The organism is Brevundimonas naejangsanensis DSM 23858 (genome assembly GCF_000421705.1).
GTDB lineage: Bacteria > Pseudomonadota > Alphaproteobacteria > Caulobacterales > Caulobacteraceae > Brevundimonas > Brevundimonas naejangsanensis.
This window is the reverse complement of record NZ_ATXN01000006.1, coordinates 161,295-178,194: the sequence shown is the minus strand read 5'-3', so window position 1 is coordinate 178,194 and position 16,900 is coordinate 161,295. Positions and strand designations below refer to the sequence as shown.

The 16,900-nt window shown below is 66.7% G+C and carries 17 protein-coding genes; 14 read left to right on the top strand and 3 right to left on the bottom strand.

Features of this window, described 5'->3' with window-relative positions; all coding sequences use genetic code 11:
- Positions 1 to 36 precede the first annotated feature (36 nt).
- Together H556_RS0113135 and H556_RS0113130 are read left to right on the top strand one after the other, a co-directional pair.
- Positions 37 to 504, top strand: coding sequence for a MarR family winged helix-turn-helix transcriptional regulator (locus H556_RS0113135; RefSeq protein WP_024354878.1), 468 nt, complete (start codon positions 37 to 39; stop codon positions 502 to 504).
- Between the two features lie 20 nt (positions 505 to 524).
- Positions 525 to 902 (top strand): acyl-CoA thioesterase, encoded by a 378-nt coding sequence (locus tag H556_RS0113130; protein ID WP_245559491.1) that lies wholly within the window; start codon positions 525 to 527, stop codon positions 900 to 902.
- A 63-nt stretch (positions 903 to 965) separates the two neighbouring features.
- On the opposite strand, the gene H556_RS0113125 is transcribed toward H556_RS0113130, so the two are convergent.
- Positions 966 to 1,877: a fumarylacetoacetate hydrolase family protein gene (locus H556_RS0113125; RefSeq protein ID WP_024354876.1), complete on the bottom strand. Its 912-nt coding sequence runs from the start codon at positions 1,875 to 1,877 to the stop codon at positions 966 to 968.
- 12 nt (positions 1,878 to 1,889) lie between these two features.
- Positions 1,890 to 3,017, bottom strand: a complete 1,128-nt coding sequence (locus H556_RS0113120) for a cupin domain-containing protein (RefSeq protein ID WP_024354875.1) — start codon at positions 3,015 to 3,017, stop codon at positions 1,890 to 1,892.
- Positions 3,018 to 3,119: 102 nt separating this feature from the next.
- Here H556_RS0113120 and H556_RS0113115 point away from each other — a divergent pair, with 102 nt between their 5' ends.
- From H556_RS0113115 to H556_RS0113095, 5 genes are all read left to right on the top strand, one after another.
- Positions 3,120 to 4,073, top strand: a complete 954-nt coding sequence (locus H556_RS0113115) for a carbon-nitrogen hydrolase family protein (protein WP_024354874.1) — start codon at positions 3,120 to 3,122, stop codon at positions 4,071 to 4,073.
- Entirely contained in the window at positions 4,063 to 4,713 is a 651-nt protein-coding gene (locus tag H556_RS0113110) for a flavin reductase family protein (RefSeq protein ID WP_024354873.1), read from the top strand. The genes H556_RS0113115 and H556_RS0113110 overlap by 11 nt, the downstream gene beginning before the upstream one ends.
- A gap of 117 nt (positions 4,714 to 4,830) precedes the next feature.
- Complete coding sequence (locus tag H556_RS0113105) at positions 4,831 to 6,156, top strand: amidohydrolase family protein (RefSeq protein WP_245559490.1); 1,326 nt, start codon at positions 4,831 to 4,833, stop codon at positions 6,154 to 6,156.
- A 22-nt stretch (positions 6,157 to 6,178) separates the two neighbouring features.
- Positions 6,179 to 6,445, top strand: a complete 267-nt coding sequence (locus H556_RS0113100; RefSeq protein WP_024354871.1) for a DUF3311 domain-containing protein — start codon at positions 6,179 to 6,181, stop codon at positions 6,443 to 6,445.
- On the top strand, positions 6,442 to 7,890 hold the full coding sequence (locus H556_RS0113095) for a sodium:solute symporter family protein (protein WP_024354870.1): 1,449 nt from the start codon (positions 6,442 to 6,444) through the stop codon (positions 7,888 to 7,890). The genes H556_RS0113100 and H556_RS0113095 overlap by 4 nt, the downstream gene beginning before the upstream one ends.
- 18 nt (positions 7,891 to 7,908) lie before the next feature.
- Here H556_RS0113095 and H556_RS0113090 read toward each other — a convergent pair whose 3' ends face one another.
- Positions 7,909 to 8,826, bottom strand: a complete 918-nt coding sequence (locus tag H556_RS0113090) for a LysR family transcriptional regulator (protein WP_024354869.1) — start codon at positions 8,824 to 8,826, stop codon at positions 7,909 to 7,911.
- A gap of 138 nt (positions 8,827 to 8,964) precedes the next feature.
- On the opposite strand from H556_RS0113090, the gene H556_RS0113085 reads away from it, so the two are divergent.
- The 7 genes from H556_RS0113085 to H556_RS0113055 all read left to right on the top strand — a co-directional run bounded on the left by H556_RS0113085 (position 8,965) and on the right by H556_RS0113055 (position 16,827).
- Complete coding sequence (locus tag H556_RS0113085; protein WP_024354868.1) at positions 8,965 to 9,888, top strand: dihydrodipicolinate synthase family protein; 924 nt, start codon at positions 8,965 to 8,967, stop codon at positions 9,886 to 9,888.
- 3 nt (positions 9,889 to 9,891) lie between these two features.
- Positions 9,892 to 11,091, top strand: coding sequence for an NAD(P)/FAD-dependent oxidoreductase (locus tag H556_RS0113080; protein WP_024354867.1), 1,200 nt, complete (start codon positions 9,892 to 9,894; stop codon positions 11,089 to 11,091).
- Positions 11,084 to 11,371 carry a (2Fe-2S)-binding protein gene (locus H556_RS0113075; protein ID WP_024354866.1) on the top strand — a complete coding sequence of 96 codons (288 nt, stop codon included), beginning with the start codon at positions 11,084 to 11,086 and terminating at the stop codon, positions 11,369 to 11,371. The genes H556_RS0113080 and H556_RS0113075 overlap by 8 nt, the downstream gene beginning before the upstream one ends.
- On the top strand, positions 11,368 to 12,750 hold the full coding sequence (locus H556_RS0113070) for an FAD/NAD(P)-dependent oxidoreductase (RefSeq protein ID WP_024354865.1): 1,383 nt from the start codon (positions 11,368 to 11,370) through the stop codon (positions 12,748 to 12,750). The genes H556_RS0113075 and H556_RS0113070 overlap by 4 nt, the downstream gene beginning before the upstream one ends.
- Before the next feature lie 107 nt (positions 12,751 to 12,857).
- Positions 12,858 to 13,352 (top strand): VOC family protein, encoded by a 495-nt coding sequence (locus H556_RS0113065; protein WP_245559488.1) that lies wholly within the window; start codon positions 12,858 to 12,860, stop codon positions 13,350 to 13,352.
- 13 nt (positions 13,353 to 13,365) lie between these two features.
- Entirely contained in the window at positions 13,366 to 13,773 is a 408-nt protein-coding gene (locus tag H556_RS0113060; RefSeq protein WP_024354863.1) for a RidA family protein, read from the top strand.
- A gap of 90 nt (positions 13,774 to 13,863) precedes the next feature.
- Positions 13,864 to 16,827, top strand: coding sequence for a TonB-dependent receptor domain-containing protein (locus H556_RS0113055; protein ID WP_245559487.1), 2,964 nt, complete (start codon positions 13,864 to 13,866; stop codon positions 16,825 to 16,827).
- The last annotated feature ends 73 nt before the right edge of the window (positions 16,828 to 16,900 follow it).

Here is a 16,900-nt window from a genome sequence, read left to right as displayed (position 1 = left end):
GGGCCGGGCGGGCGGTTCGCAGAGGAGTGGCGCGCCATGCGCGAGAAGCATGACGGCGGCGCGGGGCCGATCGACGTTCGGGCGTGGCTGCGGATGCTGAGCTGCACCATGACGATCGAAAAGAGCCTGCGGCGCGGCTTCGCCGAGCAATACGACACCACACTGCCGCGTTTCGACGTGATGGCGGCCCTGGACCGTCATCCGCAGGGGCGGACGATGGGACAGTTGTCGCGCGCCCTTCTGGTGTCCAACGGAAACGTCACGGCCATCGTGCGCCAGCTTCAGGACGCGGGTCAGGTCGTGGTCAGCCCCGACCCGGAAGATCGCCGATCATCCATCGTGCGGCTGAGCGCGGCCGGACAGACCCGCTTCAACGTGCTGGCCAAGGCGCACCATGCGTGGATCCATCAGGCGCTGTCCGACGTGGCGCCCGATGATCTGGAACAGCTTCACGCCCTGTTGGCCAAGGTCAAGGCGTCGATCGGAGAGAACCTTCACACATGAGCTTCACGACGCGGAGCAAGGTGCGTTTCGCACACGTCGATGCGGCGGGCATCGTCTTCTATCCCCGCTATTTCGAGATGCTGAACGGGGCGGTCGAGGACTGGTTCGCTGAAGGCGTGGGCGTTGATTTCGCCGAACTGCACCTGACGCGCGGCCTGGGCGTGCCCACGGTCAGCCTGGACAGCCGGTTTGCGGCGCCCAGCCGCCTCGGCGACGAACTGGACATCACCATCGAAGTGAAATCGGTTGGCCGCTCCAGCTGCGCCGTGGCCTATACGGTGGCCTGCGGCGACGAGGTGCGGATGACGGCGCAGGGCGTTCTGGTCTGCATGATCCTGGCTGAAGGGCGCTCGGCGCCCTGGCCGGATGACGTTCGCGACGGTCTGGCGAAGACCTGAGCCTCGCCCTGCTGCTGAAATGAAAAGCCCGCCCCAGCGCTGCGCCGGGGCGGGCTTTTGTCGTCAGGCGGCGACGACGGGGTGGCGCAGCTTGCCGATACCGACGACCTCGGCCTCGACCGTATCGCCGGGCCACATCCATTCCTGCGGATCCATGCCGGCGCCGACGCCTGCGGGCGTGCCGGTGGCGATGATGTCGCCGGGCTCCAGGGTGATGCCCTTGCTGATGTCGGCGATCAGTTCATCGACCTTGAACAGCATATAGGCGGTGTTGCTGCTCTGCTTCTGGACGCCGTTCAGCGACAGGGTCAGGTCCAGCGTCTGCGGGTCGGGAATCTCGTCCGCCGTGACGATGCACGGCCCCATCGGGGCGAAGCTGTCCTGGCCCTTGGAGTAGATCCACTGACCGGCGCGACGGCAGTCGCGGGCGCTGACGTCGATCAGCACCGTATAGCCGAACACATGCTTGAGCGCGTCCTCGCGGCTGACGCCCTTGGCGGTCGAGCCGATCACCGTCGCCAGTTCGACTTCCCAGTCCAGCTGCTGGGTGATGGCGGCGTTGTGGACGATGGGGTCGCCCGGTCCGACCACGGTCGTCGGCGGTTTGGAGAAGATCACCGGCTCGCGCGGCAGGTCGGCCGAGGTGTCCAGCGTCTTGGCCGATTCCGCGACGTGTTCCGTATAGTTCAGACCGATGCCGAAGATGTTCTTGCGCGGGCGCGGAATGGGGGCCAGCAGTTTGGCGTTGGACAGAGGTGAGGCGACGCCGACCGGATACAGGCCCTTGGCCTCGGCCATCAGGGCCGACGCCGCCGATACCGCCTGAGGGCCAAGGTCGATGAAGGCCAGCATGGTCGACGGCAGGGCGACGCCGCGCGCCTGGCCCAGTTTTTCAAGGTCGACGACTAGGTCGCCGTCGATGGCGCCCAGCCGGGCCTCGGCCTCGACGCTGGCGCGATAGGTAACAAGACGCATGGGTTCTAAGTCCTATTCGGAGAGGATGGGTTGGTGGCCGCCGTTCTCGGCCAGGGCTTCTTCGCGATAGAGGCCCAGGGCGCGCATGACCGGCAGGTCGTGGAAGGCGAACAGGCAGGCGTCCTCGGTGTCCGAGGCGTTGGCGTGCTCGTGATACATCCAGGCCGGGACGACGAAGATGTCCCGCTCGCGCCAGTCGAACCGGCGGCCGTTGATGATGGAATAGCCCTGCCCCTTGGCGCACTGATAGACGAAGCTGCCGGTCTGGCGGTGGGCCTTCGTCCGTTCGCCGGGGCGCAGCATCTGCATCGAGGCGCCGATGGTCTGCATGACCGGCCCGCCCGTGTTCGGGTTGACGTAGTCCATGTGGACGCCGTCGTAGGGGCTGCCGTCGGTGACGGCGGCGAAGCGTTGCAGGGCTTCATAAGTCGGCCCCCACTCATACTTTAGCAGCGGTGAATAGGGCTTGTTCCAGGGCGTCGAGGCCGGGCGCAGGGCCGCGCCCGCCCACGTCGCCGTGCTGTCGTCGACAGGGAAGGAGACCGCCTGGTTCAGGTCCGGGTGGACCTCGTAGAAGTTGGCCTCCAGCGCATTCATCATCGGAATGTCGAGGCCGTCCTGCCAGATGCAGATCTCGCCGTCCTCGGCCACGCCGTGCTCGTGCCAGGTTCCGTTGGGCGTCAGAACGAAGTCATTCGGCCCCAGCGTCATCTTGTGCCCGTCGACGTTGGTGAAGGCGCCGCGCCCTTCCATGATGAAGCGCAGGGCCGAGGCGCTGTGGCGGTGACTGGAGGCGCATTCGCCGGGCTTCATCACCTGCAGGCCTGAATAGAGCCAGCCCACGGCGGCGACCACGTCGGCCCGCCCCTTGTTCTCCAGATAGACGACGCGGCGCCCCGCCTGTTCCGGCGTGACCAGATCCAGGGCCTTCAGCACATGGTCGCGCAGGTCGGCGTAGCGCCACAGCATGGGGACGGAGGTCGAGACCGGCTCCCAGGGCTCGATCTTGTTGGCCACCGTCCACAGGGCGCCCGTCCCCAGCTCTGAGAGGCGGCGATAGTAGTCCACCAGTTCGGGGGTGTCGGCGACGTTGGCGCGGCCGATGACGTCCTCGCGGTATTGGTCGAAACGGTTCGTCATGACCCCTCTCCTCGATTAATATTATAGACCTAAAATATCTTCCAATTGCTGTCAAACGCAACTAATCTGCGCCGAAGTTTCAGGGATGAAGAGGGGGCCGTGATGTCTCAGTCCTACAAGGCGGCCGTGGTGCAGGCGGCGTCGATTCCGGGCGATCCTGCGGCGTCGGCGGCCAAGGCGGCGGACCTGATCCGTCAGGCGGCAGGCGAGGGGGCGCGGCTGATCGTCTTTCCCGAGGCCTTCCTGGGCGGCTATCCGAAAGGCGCCTCGTTCGGCACGCCCGTCGGGATGCGCAAGCCGTCGGGCCGCGAGGACTTCCGCCGCTACTATGAAGGCGCGATTGATCTCGATGGACCTGAGGTCGCGGCCCTGGCTCAGGCGGCGGCCGAGACCGGCGCCTTTGTGGTGATGGGCGTCATCGAGCGCGGCGGGGCGACGCTCTATTGCACCGTCCTGTTTTTCGACGGCGAGCGCGGCCTGATCTCCAAACACCGCAAGCTGATGCCGACGGGCGCCGAACGGTTGATCTGGGGCTTCGGCGACGGCTCGACCATGCCGGTGATCGACACTTCCCTGGGCCGGATTGGGGCCGTCATCTGCTGGGAGAACTACATGCCCATGCTGCGCATGGCGATGTACGATCAGGGCATCGGCCTGTATTGCGCGCCGACGGCGGATGACCGCGACGGCTGGGCTGCATCCATGCGCCATATCGCGCTGGAAGGTCGCTGCTTCGTCCTGTCCGCCTGCCAGCATATCCGGCGCGACGCCTATCCGGCGGACTATGACTGCGCCCTTGGAGACGCGCCCGACACGGTGTTGATGCGCGGCGGCAGCATGATCGTCGCCCCTCTGGGCGAGGTGCTGGCGGGCCCCGACTATTCCGGCGAGACGATCCTCTACGCTGATATCGACCTGTCCGAGATCGCGCGCGCCAAATACGACTTCGACGTCGCGGGCCACTATGCGCGCCCCGATGTTTTCCAGTTGAGCGTCAACACGGCGCCGCAACGTCCGGTGCGCCGCATCGGGGCGGAGGACGATCTTGCTGTTTGACCTGTCGCAGCTGGAAGCGGGCGATCGCTACAAGCTGATGGCCTCGTCCATCACGCCCAGGCCGATCGCTTGGGTGACGACCCTGGCGCCGGACGGGGCGCGCAACGCGGCCCCCTACAGCTTCTTCAACATGATGGCGGCCGACCCGCCGCTGATCGCCCTTGGTCTGATGCGCAAGCCGAACGGCGAGCGCAAGGACACCTGCGCCAACATCGTCGCGACGGGCGAATTCGTCGTCAACCTGGTGTCCGAAGACGATCTGGACGCCATGAACTGGACCTGCGCCGAGGCCCCGGCGGGCTATGACGAACTGGCAGCCGCCGGGGTGGCGACGGCGCCGTCCGCCATGATCAGGCCGCCGCGCATCGCCTCGGCGCCTGTCAGCTTTGAATGCAGGGTCGTGGAGACGCTGGACTTTGCGCCGGCCGCCACGGTGGTGATCGGACAGGTCCTGGCCCTGCACATGGACGACCGCTTCGTCGATCCCGAGCGTCTGCATGTCGATACGCCCGCCATGCAACTGATGGCGCGCATGCACGGCGCCGGCTGGTACACGCGTTCGACCGACCGGATTCAGCGGAACCGTCCCCGTTTCGAGGACCTGCGCCTCCATGCTGCCGGTTGCGGTATGGATGCCTGATCTCTGATCTTCGTTGCTATTAGCGCAACAGACTGTATCAGCGAACCGCATTGTCACGCTCATCGCATTTCCTGACAGTGCAAGGCTCCGGCGCGCCCGGCCTAGAGGGGATTTCACATGTACTCGCTTCGTCTTCCACGTTTCGCGTCTCTGATGGCGGCGGCATCGGCTGCTGCCCTGGCCGTTTTCAGCGCGCAGGCCGCCTCGGCCCAGGCGCAGCCGGACGGAGAGGTCACGGCGCTGGTGGGCGGCTCGGTGGTTTCGGTCGAGGACGGGCGGATCATTCCCGACGCCGTGGTCGTGGTCGAGGGTCAGCGCATCGTCCGCGTCGGTCCGCGCAGCGAGGTCCAGCCGCCGGTCGGCGCCCGCATCATCTCGACGGAGGGCCGTTGGCTGGCTCCGGGGCTGATGAACATGCACGTCCACTTCGGCCTGAAGCTGCCGGGGGCGGCGGGGGCCGAACTCCAGAATGAAACGGACGCCCAGCAGGTTCTGCGCATGGCGCACAACGCCGAGCGTTCGCTGCGCGCAGGCGTGACCAGCGTGCGCCTGGTGTCCGAACTGCACGGCAACGACTTCGCCCTGAAACGCGCTATCCAGCGCGGCGAGGCGGTCGGCCCGCGTATCGAGACGGCGGGCGAGCTGATCGTGCCGACCGGCGGTCACGGCTTCCTCGAAGTCGACGGTCCCTACGCCTTCGCCCGCGCCGCGCGCGAACAGATCAAACAAGGCGCCTCCTGGATCAAGATCGCCATTTCGGGCGGCATTTCCGACACCCACGGCGACATCGCCGCCGCGCCGATGACCGATGAAGAGCTTTCTGTCCTGATCGACGTGGCCCATCGCAACGGCGTGCGCGTCACCGCTCACAACGGCTCGCCCCAGGCGGCCATGCAGGCGCTGGAATACGGCATCGACGCCTTCGAGCACGGCTATCACCTGACCGAGCCGGTGCTGCGTCGCATGGCCAAGGACGAGGCCTGGCTGATCCCGACCATCGTCGTCAGCCAACCCGGCGCACGCGCCTTCTATCAGCGGATTGGTTCGCCGGACTGGTACCTGGCGCGGGTCGACAGCGTGGGCAAGGATCACTGGGCGGTGCTGCAGCAGGCGATCCGTCTGGGCGTGCCGATCGCGCTGGGCACCGATCAGTTTCCGTTCGAGGACAATGAAGGCACGACCGCCACGGTGCGCGAAGCCGAACTCTATGTCGATGCGGGCATGACGCCGCTTCAGGCGCTTCAGGCCGCCACCATCCAGCCTGCGCGCATGATGCGCCGCGACACCGATATCGGCAGCATCACGGTCGGCAAATACGCTGACATCGTCATCCTGGACGGCGACCCCACCAAGGACATCGGCGCCCTGCGCTCGCTCAGCTTCGTCATGAAGGGCGGGGCGGTCGTGCGCGACGACCACGGCCTGTCCGGCCAGGCGCGCTGAGCCTGCCGCGGAAACCTTGACCATGTCTCAGTACGCTTCGTTCCGCGCGATGCACCGGCGGTATGTTCACCGCTGGCTGCTCGTCATCCCCTTCATCTGGCAGATCGGCCTGACGCCGCTGGTCAATACGGCGTCGGTGCGGGTTTTCTCTCTGCCCCTTCCCATGGCGTGGCAGATGGCGGGCATCCTGGTCGCCACCGCCGTGATCGGCTTCGTCTTCTGGCGCGATGAGCGCATCGAGAAGGAACTGGGTCTGACCGATGATCAGGACGGGGAGGGTCTGTCGTGACCCTGGCTCTGACTCTCGGCATCGTGCTGGCGACCATGATCGGCGCCATGCTCTACGGACATCAGAAGTCCAAGGCCAAGACGGTGACCGAATGGGCGGTCGGCGGCCGTCGCTTCGGCACCCTGATCTTCTGGTTCCTGAATGCGGGCGAGATCTACACGACCTTCGCCGTTCTGGGCATTTCAGGCTACGCTTGGGCCTATGGCGCGCCCGCCTATCTGGCCTTCACCTCCGTCTCGCTGGCGGCGACGCTGGGCTACTGGCTGATGCCGCGCATCTGGCAGGCGGGGCGTCAGGGCGGTTTCATCACCCAGGCGGACTTCTTCGCCGCCCGCTATAAGGCGACCTGGCTGGGGTGCCTGGTCGGTCTGGCGGGGATCGCCGCCATCGTCGTCTATGTGCAGATCCAGATCACGGCCCTGAGCCTGATCCTGCGCCTGACGCTGGGGACCGAGGTGTCGGTGACGGCGGCGGCCATCATCGCCGCAGGCATCATGCTGGCCTTCGTCTATGTGGCGGGGCTGCGCTCGGCCGCCTTCGCTGCGGGGGTCAAGGACGTGCTGATGATCGTCCTGGTCGTCGGTCTGAGCGCCACCGTCGCGGGCAAGGTCGGAGCCTCGTCCATTCTGGACGTGTTCGCGCGGGTTCAGGACCAGCATCCCGGCATCGGCGTCTTTCCGGGCATGGTCCCCGAAGCGGGCCTGACGGTGACCTGGATGATGACGGCGGCCCTGAACGTCGCCCTCGGCACCTGGATCTTCCCGCACATGTTCCAGCTCTGCTACGCGGCCGGCAGCCGCAAGGCCATCCGCCGCAACGCCGTGCTGCAGCCGATCTATTCCCTGTCCTTCTTCTTCATCATCCTGCTGGGCTTCGGCGCCTTGCTGGCCGGGGTTTCGCCGCCGGGCGGAGACGTCAACGCCGCCCTGTTGCAGTTCGTGTCCGACGCCTATCCGGCGTGGATGATCGGCCTGCTGGCCGGGACGGCCTGCCTGCTGGCGCTGGTGCCGGGTTCGGTGCTGCTGCTGACGGCGGGATCGATCTTCAGCCGCAACGTGGTCATGCCGCTCAAGCCGGACCTGAGCGATCGGGCCAGTCTGCTGGTTTCGCGGCTGTCGATGGTCGGTTTCGCGGCGGTGGCCGTGTGGTTGACGATCGGCGCGACCTCTTCCCTGGTCGAGATCGGCCTGGCCGCCTATGCCGCCATCGGCATGTTGGCGCCCGGCGTTTTCCTGGCCTTCCTGTGGCCCCGCGCCAATGCGATCGGCGTGGCGGCGGGCATCGGCGCGGGCTATGCGGCCCTGTTGCTGCCGTCCGCCCAGTCGCTGTGGGCGGCCCTGCTGCCGGGCTGGGACAAGGGACTGGTGGCGATGGGCGTCAACGCCCTTGTCGCGATCGTCGTCGTGCTGCTGACGACGCGTGGCCGTCCTGAAGGCGGGCGTTAAGCCCGCCTCCGGTTCGCGTCAGTCGCGCCCTGTCTCGGTCTCGTTCCAGCCCTTGATGCGGGTTTCGAACGCGGCCAGCAGGCGCGCGGGCGCGCCGTCCAACTGACGCCCCAGCCGGTGGATCAGGCTGATGGTCGTGTCTTCGAGGTTGGCCTCGCTGAGCGGGCGGACCACCAGGGTTCCCTCTTCCAGTTCGCTCGTCACCGCGATGCGCGGCAGCACGGTGACCATCCGGCCCGCCCGCGCCGCCTCGCGCATCACATACAGGGAGGTCGTGGTCAGGGCGGGCTCCAGCCACACCTGTTCACGCCGCTCGGCCTCGCGAAGAATCTGGCGGATTCTCAGGCCGATGTCCGGCAGGCACAGGTCGAAAGCGCTCAGTTCGGGCAGGGAGACGCTCTTCAACTTCGCCGCCGGGTGATCAGGGGCGCACACCACCATCAAGGGCTGGGCCGCCACGGCGCGCACGCGGATCTTGGGCTCGGCGCAGTCGTTGAAGATCAGGCCGAAGTGGGCGTTGTCATCAAGGACGGCCCGGACGATTTCGGTCGTCGACTGCACCGATACGGACGCGGCGATGCCGGGGTGCTGGCCCTGGAATTCCTCAAGGACCTTGGAGAAGAAGCCGCCCAGAAAGCCCTCGCCGACAGCGATGCTGACCTTGCCCGCCTTCATCTGTCGATGCTCGTGAAGCCTGTTCATGAAGGCTTCTTCGTTGGCGACGCAGCCCTGATAGTATTCGTAGGCCAATAGGCCCGCCTCGGTCATGCGGATCGAGCGCCGTCCCCGTTCGATCAGGGCCACGCCCATGTCGCGTTCCAGTTGTGCGATCTGACGACTGATGGAGGAGACGGCGACGCCGATCTTGTCGCTGGCCAGGCGCATCGAGCCCAGACGCGCGGCCTCGTGGAAGTAATAAAGCGCGTTTCCCTGCATGGAGTCCTCCTAGGACGTGGAGGCTAGCGCGTGTTGCGTGAAACGCAATGATATTGATCATTTGTCCCGTATTGTGAGCCCAAACGAAATGCTTGAGACAGGGCCATTCTGTCGCACAGTATTGATCTAGAGGTGTTTGTGACTGGCAAGAGAATGCGCGTCGGCTGGCGCGGCTACATCCCCGCGATCACGACGCCCTTCGACGTCGATGGACAGCTTGACCTGTCAGGCCTCGGGACGTTGCTGGAATGGCTGCACGCTGAGGGCATGCACGGTCTGGTGGTGGCCGGAACCACGGGGGAGTGGACCAGTCTGGCCCCTCAGGAGCGCAAGGCCCTGATCACCGCCGTCGGCGAACAGATGAAGGGCAAGATCTCTCTCATCGCCGGTTGCACCGCCTTTACGGCGCAGGAGGTCGTTGATTTCGCCGAGACCGCTCACGCCTGCGGCTATGAAGGCGTGCTGGTGACGCCGCCGCCCTATATTCGTCCCTCAGCGGATGAGATCGTCAGCTTCTATCAGACGGTGTCGGACGGTTCCGCCCTGCCGATCTGCGTCTACAACTGGCCTCCGGGCACCGGCGTGGACATGGACTTCGACCTGTTGCGCCGTCTGGCCGACATCGAGAACGTCGTCGCCATCAAACAGTCGACGGGCGACCTGCGCCGCTTCGTCCAGACCTATTTCGGGCTGTGCGATCAGATCCGCGTTTTCGGCCACAGCATGGACGACGGCGGCCTGGCCTTGTTAAGGGGCGGGGGCGGCGACGGCACCATGGGGGCCGGCGGCGTATTGGGGCGGACCCAGCCGGATTTCTACAATCACGTCTGGGCCGGGGATTTCGAGGCGGCGCGCGCCTGCGGCCGTCAGGACCGGGTCATCATGGACGCTTGGTACACCTCTGAGCTTGTCGGCCGCTTCGGATCGGGGCCCGCCATTCTGAAGGCGGCGCTCAACATTCAGGGCCTGCCGGGGGGCTATGTGCGCCGTCCGCTGCTGGACGTGCGCGAAGCCGATCTGGAGCGCATTCGCGAGACCCTGGCGTCCCTCGGGCGCGCCTGATCAATGGAACGTCTGGACGTCGTGGTGATCGGCGGCGGCCTGGTCGGCGCCGCCACGGCGTTCAGGCTCGCCCAGGCCGGGGCTTCGGTGGCCGTGGTGGAGGCGGGCTACCCCAATATCGGCGCGTCCGGCGCCAATGCGGGGTCTCTGCATTTTCAGCTGGAGCGCCGCTTCCTGGAGAACGGCGAGGCGCTGGCCGATCAGGCGGCGCAGGTGTTGAGTCTCAACCGCCTCGCCATCGAGGAGTGGCGGAGGCTGGACGCCGAAATGGGTCCGGATCTCCACATCCACATGCGCGGCGGCCTGATGGTCGCCGAGACGGCGGACCAGGTCCGCACATTGGAGCGCAAGGTCGCCCGCGAGGTCGAGGGCGGTCTGGACACCCGGCTGATCGACGGCGCCGAAGCGCGAATCATTGCGCCGGGCCTGTCCGAGGCCGTGACGGCGGCCGCCTATCTCGCCTCGGAAGGCCATGCCGACCCGAAGGCCCTGACGCCGGCCTTCATGACGCGCGCCCAGACGGCGGGCGTCCAACTGCTGCAGGGCGCGCGCCTGACGGCGGTCGGTTCGGATGCGCAGGGCTATCGTCTGACCGTGCGCCGGGGCGAGGCGGACATCGAACTTGCGACCCGCAAGGTGCTTATCGCGGCGGGTGCCTGGACCGGCCGGATCGGCGAGCTGTTCAACCTGCATCTTCCCATCTATCCGGTCGCTCTGCTGATGAATGTGACCGAGCGGGCGCCGCCGATGCTGGAGCAACTGATCCAGCACGTCGGTCAAAGGCTGTCGATGAAGCAGGCGCACGCCGGAAACATGCTGATCGGCGGGGGGTGGCCGTCTCGTATGCGGCTGGACGCCACGGGTCGGTTCGACCTGGACCGGTCGGCGGAACTGCTGACGCCCTCGCTGGCGGGCAATCTGGGGGTCGCGTCGCGGATCTTTCCGCCGGTCGCCGAGCTGAATCTGATCCGCAGCTGGACCGGGATCACCGCCATCACGGCTGATCAAACCCCGCTGGTCGGCGAGGTCCCCCAGGCGCCGGGCGTCTATGTGGCGGCGGGCGGTTCGGCTTTCACCCTGGGGCCGGTGTTCGCCCGTCTTCTCGCCAGACTGATTCTGGATGAGCGCGAGGATCGCCTGTCGATCTTCTCTCCGGCGCGCTTCGGCCACCTCAACAGCTTCATGGGAGGTCGGCTTGCGTAAGACCCAAGGCGTGTCGCGCGGGGAGCCCTTCGCCTTCAGCGTCGATGGCGACGCGATCCAGGCCTATCCGGGCGAGACCATCGCGGCCGCCATGCTGGCCGCGGAGGCCACGGGGTTCAGGCGCGATCGCTCGGGTCGCGCACGCGGCCTGTTCTGCAATATGGGCGTCTGCAGCGAATGCCTAGTCCATGTGCGGGAGGGCGACGTTTCGCGACGCCTGCGCGCTTGTCTGGTTCCCGCTGAACCGGGAATGACAGTCGAGACGGGGCTCGGCGAATGAGTTCGTCCCTCAGCGGCGCGAGCCCAGATTACGACCTGGCCGTGATCGGCGCAGGCCCCGCGGGGCAGGCGGCGTGCCTGAGCCTCAACGGGGCGTTGCGGATCGCCGTCATCGACGAACAGGCGCGTCCGGGGGGCCAGATTCTGCGCCAGCCGCCGCGCGCGTTTTCGGTCGCCGACTGGATGACGGGCAGAGCCTATCGCGGGCTGAAGGCGCGGCTGGCCGCCTTCGAGGCCTTGTCGAACGTCGACTTCATGGGCGGGCGCTCAGTGCTTGGCCTGCGTGAAGCGGGCGGCGCGTGGACGCTGACCCTGTCCGGCCCCTCGGGCGTCGAAGAGGTGTCGGCGCGCCGGGTGCTGATCGCCGGCGGCTGCTATGATCTGGCTGTTCCCATTCCCGGCTGGACCCTGCCGGGCGTCATGAGCGCGGGCGGGACGCAGGCCTTCATCAAGAGTCAGCAACTGGTCCCCGGCAAGCGCCTGGCGTTCGCGGGCAGCCACCCGCTGCAACTGCTTGTGGCCGAACAGGCTCTGGAGGCGGGTGGCGAGGTGGCTGTGGTCGCCTTCATTCAGCCCTTCTCGACGCTCGTATGGCGCGCGATCACCCGACCCTGGGCCGCCCTGACGCATGGGGCCGTTCTGCTCTCGGCGCTGGGCAGCGCCTGGCGTCTGTTCAGGGCGGGCGTTCCCCTGCGTTTCGGCCGACCGGCGCTGAGCGTGGAGGGGCAGGGCAGGGTTTCCGCCCTGCGTCTGGGACAGACGGAGCGGTTCGAGTGTGATGCGGCCGCCCTCTGTTTCGGCTTCATGCCCCAGGCGGACCTGCCGCGCGCGGCGGGCCTGCAGGTGACGCCTGCCCGACCCGGCGGCTGGAAGACGAACCACGACGAGTGGATGCGGGCCTCGCGCCGGGGCGCCTATGTCGCGGGCGAGACCACAGGCGTGAAGGGCGCCGAAGCAGCGTCGGCCGAAGGCGCGCTGGCCGGTCTGGCGGTCGCCCTGGACGAAGGCCTTATCGATCAGGATGAAGCGCGTCGTCGCGCCCGGCCCTGGCGCAAGGCGCGCGAGGCGGCGATGTGGTTTTCGGCCCTGCTCGAGGCCGTCGCCGACCCGGGGCCGTTCAGCGCCCGCCTGCCTGATGCGGACACGATCATCTGCCGCTGCGAGGATGTGGTTCTGGCCGATCTGCAGGCCGCGCTGGCGCGCTGCGACGAGGTCGGTTCCGTCAAGCTGGCGACCCGATGCGGCATGGGCGCGTGCCAGGGCCGAAACTGCGAGCACAGCCTGTTGAGCCTGGCGGGAGAGCCGCATTCCGAACGCTCAGCGTTCACGGCGCGCTTTCCTGCGAGACCCGTAAGGATCGGCGATCTCGCCGCGCGTTGATTGCGTTCAGCGCAACGATTTTTCCAAAAGCAGTCATTGTTTGCGGCGGCAGAACGCCACAAAACTGTCTTCATCAAAAGTCGGAACACGTTGCAATGGAGGGGAGCGTGGCCGGAAATACTCGCGATGAGGGGAGGCCCTTGTTCACGGTGGACCATGTGTCCAGGACCGTGCCTGACCTCGATCAGGCGCTGGCGTTCTACTGCGGCGTTCTGGGGGCGGACGAGCTCTACCGCATGGGTCCGATGGACGCGGCCGAGATGCCGACGGGTCCCGATGGGCGCGACTGGATGGAGGCCCACGTGGGCGTCCAGGGCGCGCGTCTGACCCTGGCGATGATCGCCTTTACGGGCGGCTTCCGCGTCCAGCTGGTTCAATACGACAGCCCGGATGGGCGACGGATGGAGCCGCCGCTCAACTGCGACATCGGCGGGCATCACCTAGCGTTCCGGGTCGATGACGTTCCCGCCGCCGCCGCCTGGCTGGCGGAGCTGGGCTGCAAGCCGCTGGACCCCATCGAGATCGACGCCGGGCCGCTGGCCGGCAAGACCAACCTCTACATCCAGGATCCTTTCGGGCTGCAGCTCGAACTCGTCGACTAGCCGGGAGGGCGACATGGCGACCACGAAAATCAATCCATCAGAGCTCTACGACAGCACGCCTTTCGGCTTCTCTCATGCGGCCGTTCAGGACGGGGGCAGGGTGCTTCATCTCGCCGGCCAGGTCGCCTGGGACGCCGATTGCAATGTCGTGGGCGTCGGTGACTTCGCCGCCCAGGTCGACAAGGCGCTCGCCAACATCGCGGCGGTGCTCGACCATTCAGGTCTGGGTCCGTCGGATGTCGTCCGGCTGCGGACCTACATCGTCGACAACGACATGGAGCGCCTCGGCGCCGTGGTCGGCGCTCTCAAGCGCTTCTATGGCGACGAAACGCCGGCGCCCAACACGGTGGTCGGGGTGCAGTCCCTCGCCCTGCCGGACTTCCTCGTCGAGATCGAGGCTATCGCCCAGTTCCGCGATTAAGGCCGCGGCGACGCGCGCCTGATCGCTCATTCCTTCACGCTAAATTCCCTTGGAGTTCCTCCGTTGACCTCTCCCAACACGCGTCAGTGTTTGCTGACATCCACTGTTATCGGCGGTGTCGCCGCCCTGACGGCCTTCGCCGCCCAGCCTGCCGCCGCCATGGTTCAGGACGAACCCACCTCGGTCAGCGAGATCGTCGTCACGGGTTCGCGGATCGTCCGGAAGGACTATAATTCGACCAGCCCTATCGTAACTGTCGGCCAGGAAGACCTGCAGGCGACCGGATCGGTGACGGTCGAAAGCCTGATGAACGACATGCCGCAGTTCATGCCCGGCAACAGCCACGGCTCGGTCAACCCGGGCAATGGCGGTCAGGCCAACCTGAACCTGCGCGGCCTCGGCAGCAACCGGACGCTCGTCCTGATGAACGGTCGCCGCATCGTGCCGTCGAACGCGGATGGCACGGTCGACGTCAACCTGATCCCGGCGGCCCTGATCAAGAACGTCGAAGTCATCTCAGGCGGCGCGTCGGCCACCTATGGCTCGGACGCCCTGGCCGGCGTGGCCAACTTCACCCTGAACGACAGCTTCTCCGGCGTTCAGATCGACGCCCAGTACGGTCAGACGGAACGCGGCGACGGCACGACCGAGAGCTTCACCATCACGATGGGCGGCAACCTGGACGATGGCCGCGGCAATGCGGTGCTGTCGATCGGCCGTTCGACCCGCTCGGCGATCATGAGCGATGCGCGCGGCTTCTCGCGCGTTTCGGGCCGCAACAGCGTCTCGCCGCTGGGCGTCACGACCTTCGATTCGACCAACCTGCCGAGCCAGGCCTTCATCAACAGCTATCTGAACTGCGCCAGCTGCGTCACTCCGACCGGCGAGTTCGGCTACAACACCGATGGTTCGCTGTTCAGCCACGTCGGCGCTTACAACTTCAAGAGCCCCGGCGGCGCCGAATGGGACGCCTATCACCAGCCGGGCGTGGCCTGGGCTTACAACACCGGCGCGACCGGCATGCTCAGCATTCCGCTGGAGCGCTGGAACGCCTTCTCGGCGGTCCGCTATGATCTGACGGACTCGGTCGAGCTGTACGGCAACGTCCTGTACACCCAGTACAGCTCGGACGTGATCCTGGCGCCGACGCCGATGCCGGGGCCGTCGCCGACGTACGGTTTCCGCGTGCCGACGACCAACCCGTTCATCTCGCCCGACCTGCGCGCCTTCCTGGACGCGCGTCCGAATCCGACGGCCTCCTTCGGTCTGAACAAGCGCTTCAACGCCATCGGCGGCCGCCTGGCCGAGGACAGCACCACGGTCTATCAGGTGACGACCGGCGTGCGCGGCGCTCTGCCGTTCGGCGACTGGCGCTATGACGTCAGCGCCCAGTACGGCCGCGTCGACAACCAGACGCAGCAGTCGGGCAACGTCTCGCGTTCCGCCGTTCAGCGTCTGCTGGATGATCCGGCCGGCGGCGCCAATCTGTGCGAAGGCGGCTTCAACCCCTTCGGCCTGACGCAACTGTCGCAGAGCTGCATCAACTACATCAACCGCAACAGCAAGAACGCGACCCTCAGCGAGCAGAGCGTCGTCGAGGCGACCATGCAGGGCGGTCTGTTCCAGCTGCCGGCCGGCGAAGTCCGCGTCGCCCTGGGCGCTCAGTATCGCGAAGACACCTTCGCCTTCCGTCCGGACGCCGGCCTGTCGCAGAGCAATCCGATCGTCGACCACCTGGGCGCGGACGGCCTGCCTGACGGCGGCAAGATCGGCGGCGTGGAAGTCGCCGGCTTCAACCCGGTTCAGCCCCTGACCGGCTCGACCAACTCGACCGAAGTCTTCATCGAGGCCCTGATCCCGGTCCTGGCCGATCAGCCGTTCGTCCAGTCGCTGGACCTGAACCTGGGCTATCGCTACGCCGACTACAGCACCGTCGGCGGGGTTTCGGCCTATAAGGCGGACATCGACTGGGCCGTTGTCGATGGTCTGCGTGTTCGCGGCGGCGTCCAGCGCGCCGTGCGTGCGCCCTCCATCGGCGAACTGTTCGGCAACCGCGACATCAGCTCGCCGCAGATCGGCAGCCCGGTGAACGCCGCAGGCCAGGCCGTTTATGGCGGCGACCCGTGCGACATCCGCGGCGCATACCGCAAGGGACCCGATGGGGCCAAGGTCCGCGACCTCTGCATCGCACAGGGCCTGTCGGCGGCCGCTGTCGACAGCTATGTCTTCAACAGCACGCAAATTCAGGGCTTCGTCGGCGGCAACCGCAACCTGAAGGAAGAGACGGCGGACACCTGGACGCTGGGCTTCGTCTATCGTCCGCAGCTGGAAAACCCGCTGTTCTCGCGCCTGTCGACCTCGCTCGACTACTACAGCATTGAGATCACCGACGTGGTCGGCACCATCACGGCGGCGAACCAGCTTCAGGGCTGCTTCAACGCCACGGGCGTGACCAACACCAGCTATGACGCCAACAACGGCTACTGCCAGCTGTTCCGCCGCGACGCCATGACGGGCAATGTGGTGGACAGCCTGGGCCTGCAGCAGAACCTGGCCACGCTGAAGACCTCTGGCGTCGACCTTCAGGTCGACTGGGGCTTCGACCTGATGGACGCCGGCATGCCCGACTGGGGCGCTCTGAACCTGAACTTCGTGGTCGGCTGGATGGATAGTTGGCAGCGCCAGGATGCTGCGGGCGGTCCGTTCAACGAGCGCGCAGGCACCATCGACTCCACCAACGGCTTCACCTTCCCGGAATGGAAGTTCCTGACCTCGGTCAACTATTCCAAGGGGCCGTATGGCGTGGGCGCCCGCTGGCGTCGGGTCGGCGAGGTGGATATCTACCGCACTGATAACAAGCTGGATGCGATCAACTACTTCGATCTGCTGGGCACCTGGGAAGTGAGCGACCGCGTCGTCCTGCGCGCGGGCGTGAACAACCTGACCGATCAGGACCCGCGCACCTGGTCGCCGGGCATCCAGGCCAACACCGATCCCTCGACCTATGACATCCTGGGACGGCGCTACTTCGTGGGTCTGACGGCTAAGTTCTGACCCCGATCAGGCGCGGCGGCGACGGTTCGGCCATCCTCCTGAGGCCGTCGTCGTCGCGCTTTGAATTCTGAGC

Bases quoted from the DNA above. Each gene is read 5' to 3' on its own strand.
- H556_RS0113135 (WP_024354878.1), top strand. From the start codon at position 37: ATGCGCGAGAAGCATGACGGCGGCGCGGGGCCGATCGACGTTCGGGCG.
- H556_RS0113125 (WP_024354876.1), bottom strand. From the start codon at position 1,877: ATGCGTCTTGTTACCTATCGCGCCAGCGTCGAGGCCGAGGCCCGGCTG.
- H556_RS0113120 (WP_024354875.1), bottom strand. From the start codon at position 3,017: ATGACGAACCGTTTCGACCAATACCGCGAGGACGTCATCGGCCGCGCC.
- H556_RS0113115 (WP_024354874.1), top strand. From the start codon at position 3,120: ATGTCTCAGTCCTACAAGGCGGCCGTGGTGCAGGCGGCGTCGATTCCG.
- H556_RS0113105 (WP_245559490.1), top strand. From the start codon at position 4,831: ATGTACTCGCTTCGTCTTCCACGTTTCGCGTCTCTGATGGCGGCGGCA.
- H556_RS0113100 (WP_024354871.1), top strand. From the start codon at position 6,179: ATGTCTCAGTACGCTTCGTTCCGCGCGATGCACCGGCGGTATGTTCAC.
- H556_RS0113090 (WP_024354869.1), bottom strand. From the start codon at position 8,826: ATGCAGGGAAACGCGCTTTATTACTTCCACGAGGCCGCGCGTCTGGGC.
- H556_RS0113080 (WP_024354867.1), top strand. From the start codon at position 9,892: ATGGAACGTCTGGACGTCGTGGTGATCGGCGGCGGCCTGGTCGGCGCC.
- H556_RS0113070 (WP_024354865.1), top strand. From the start codon at position 11,368: ATGAGTTCGTCCCTCAGCGGCGCGAGCCCAGATTACGACCTGGCCGTG.
- H556_RS0113060 (WP_024354863.1), top strand. From the start codon at position 13,366: ATGGCGACCACGAAAATCAATCCATCAGAGCTCTACGACAGCACGCCT.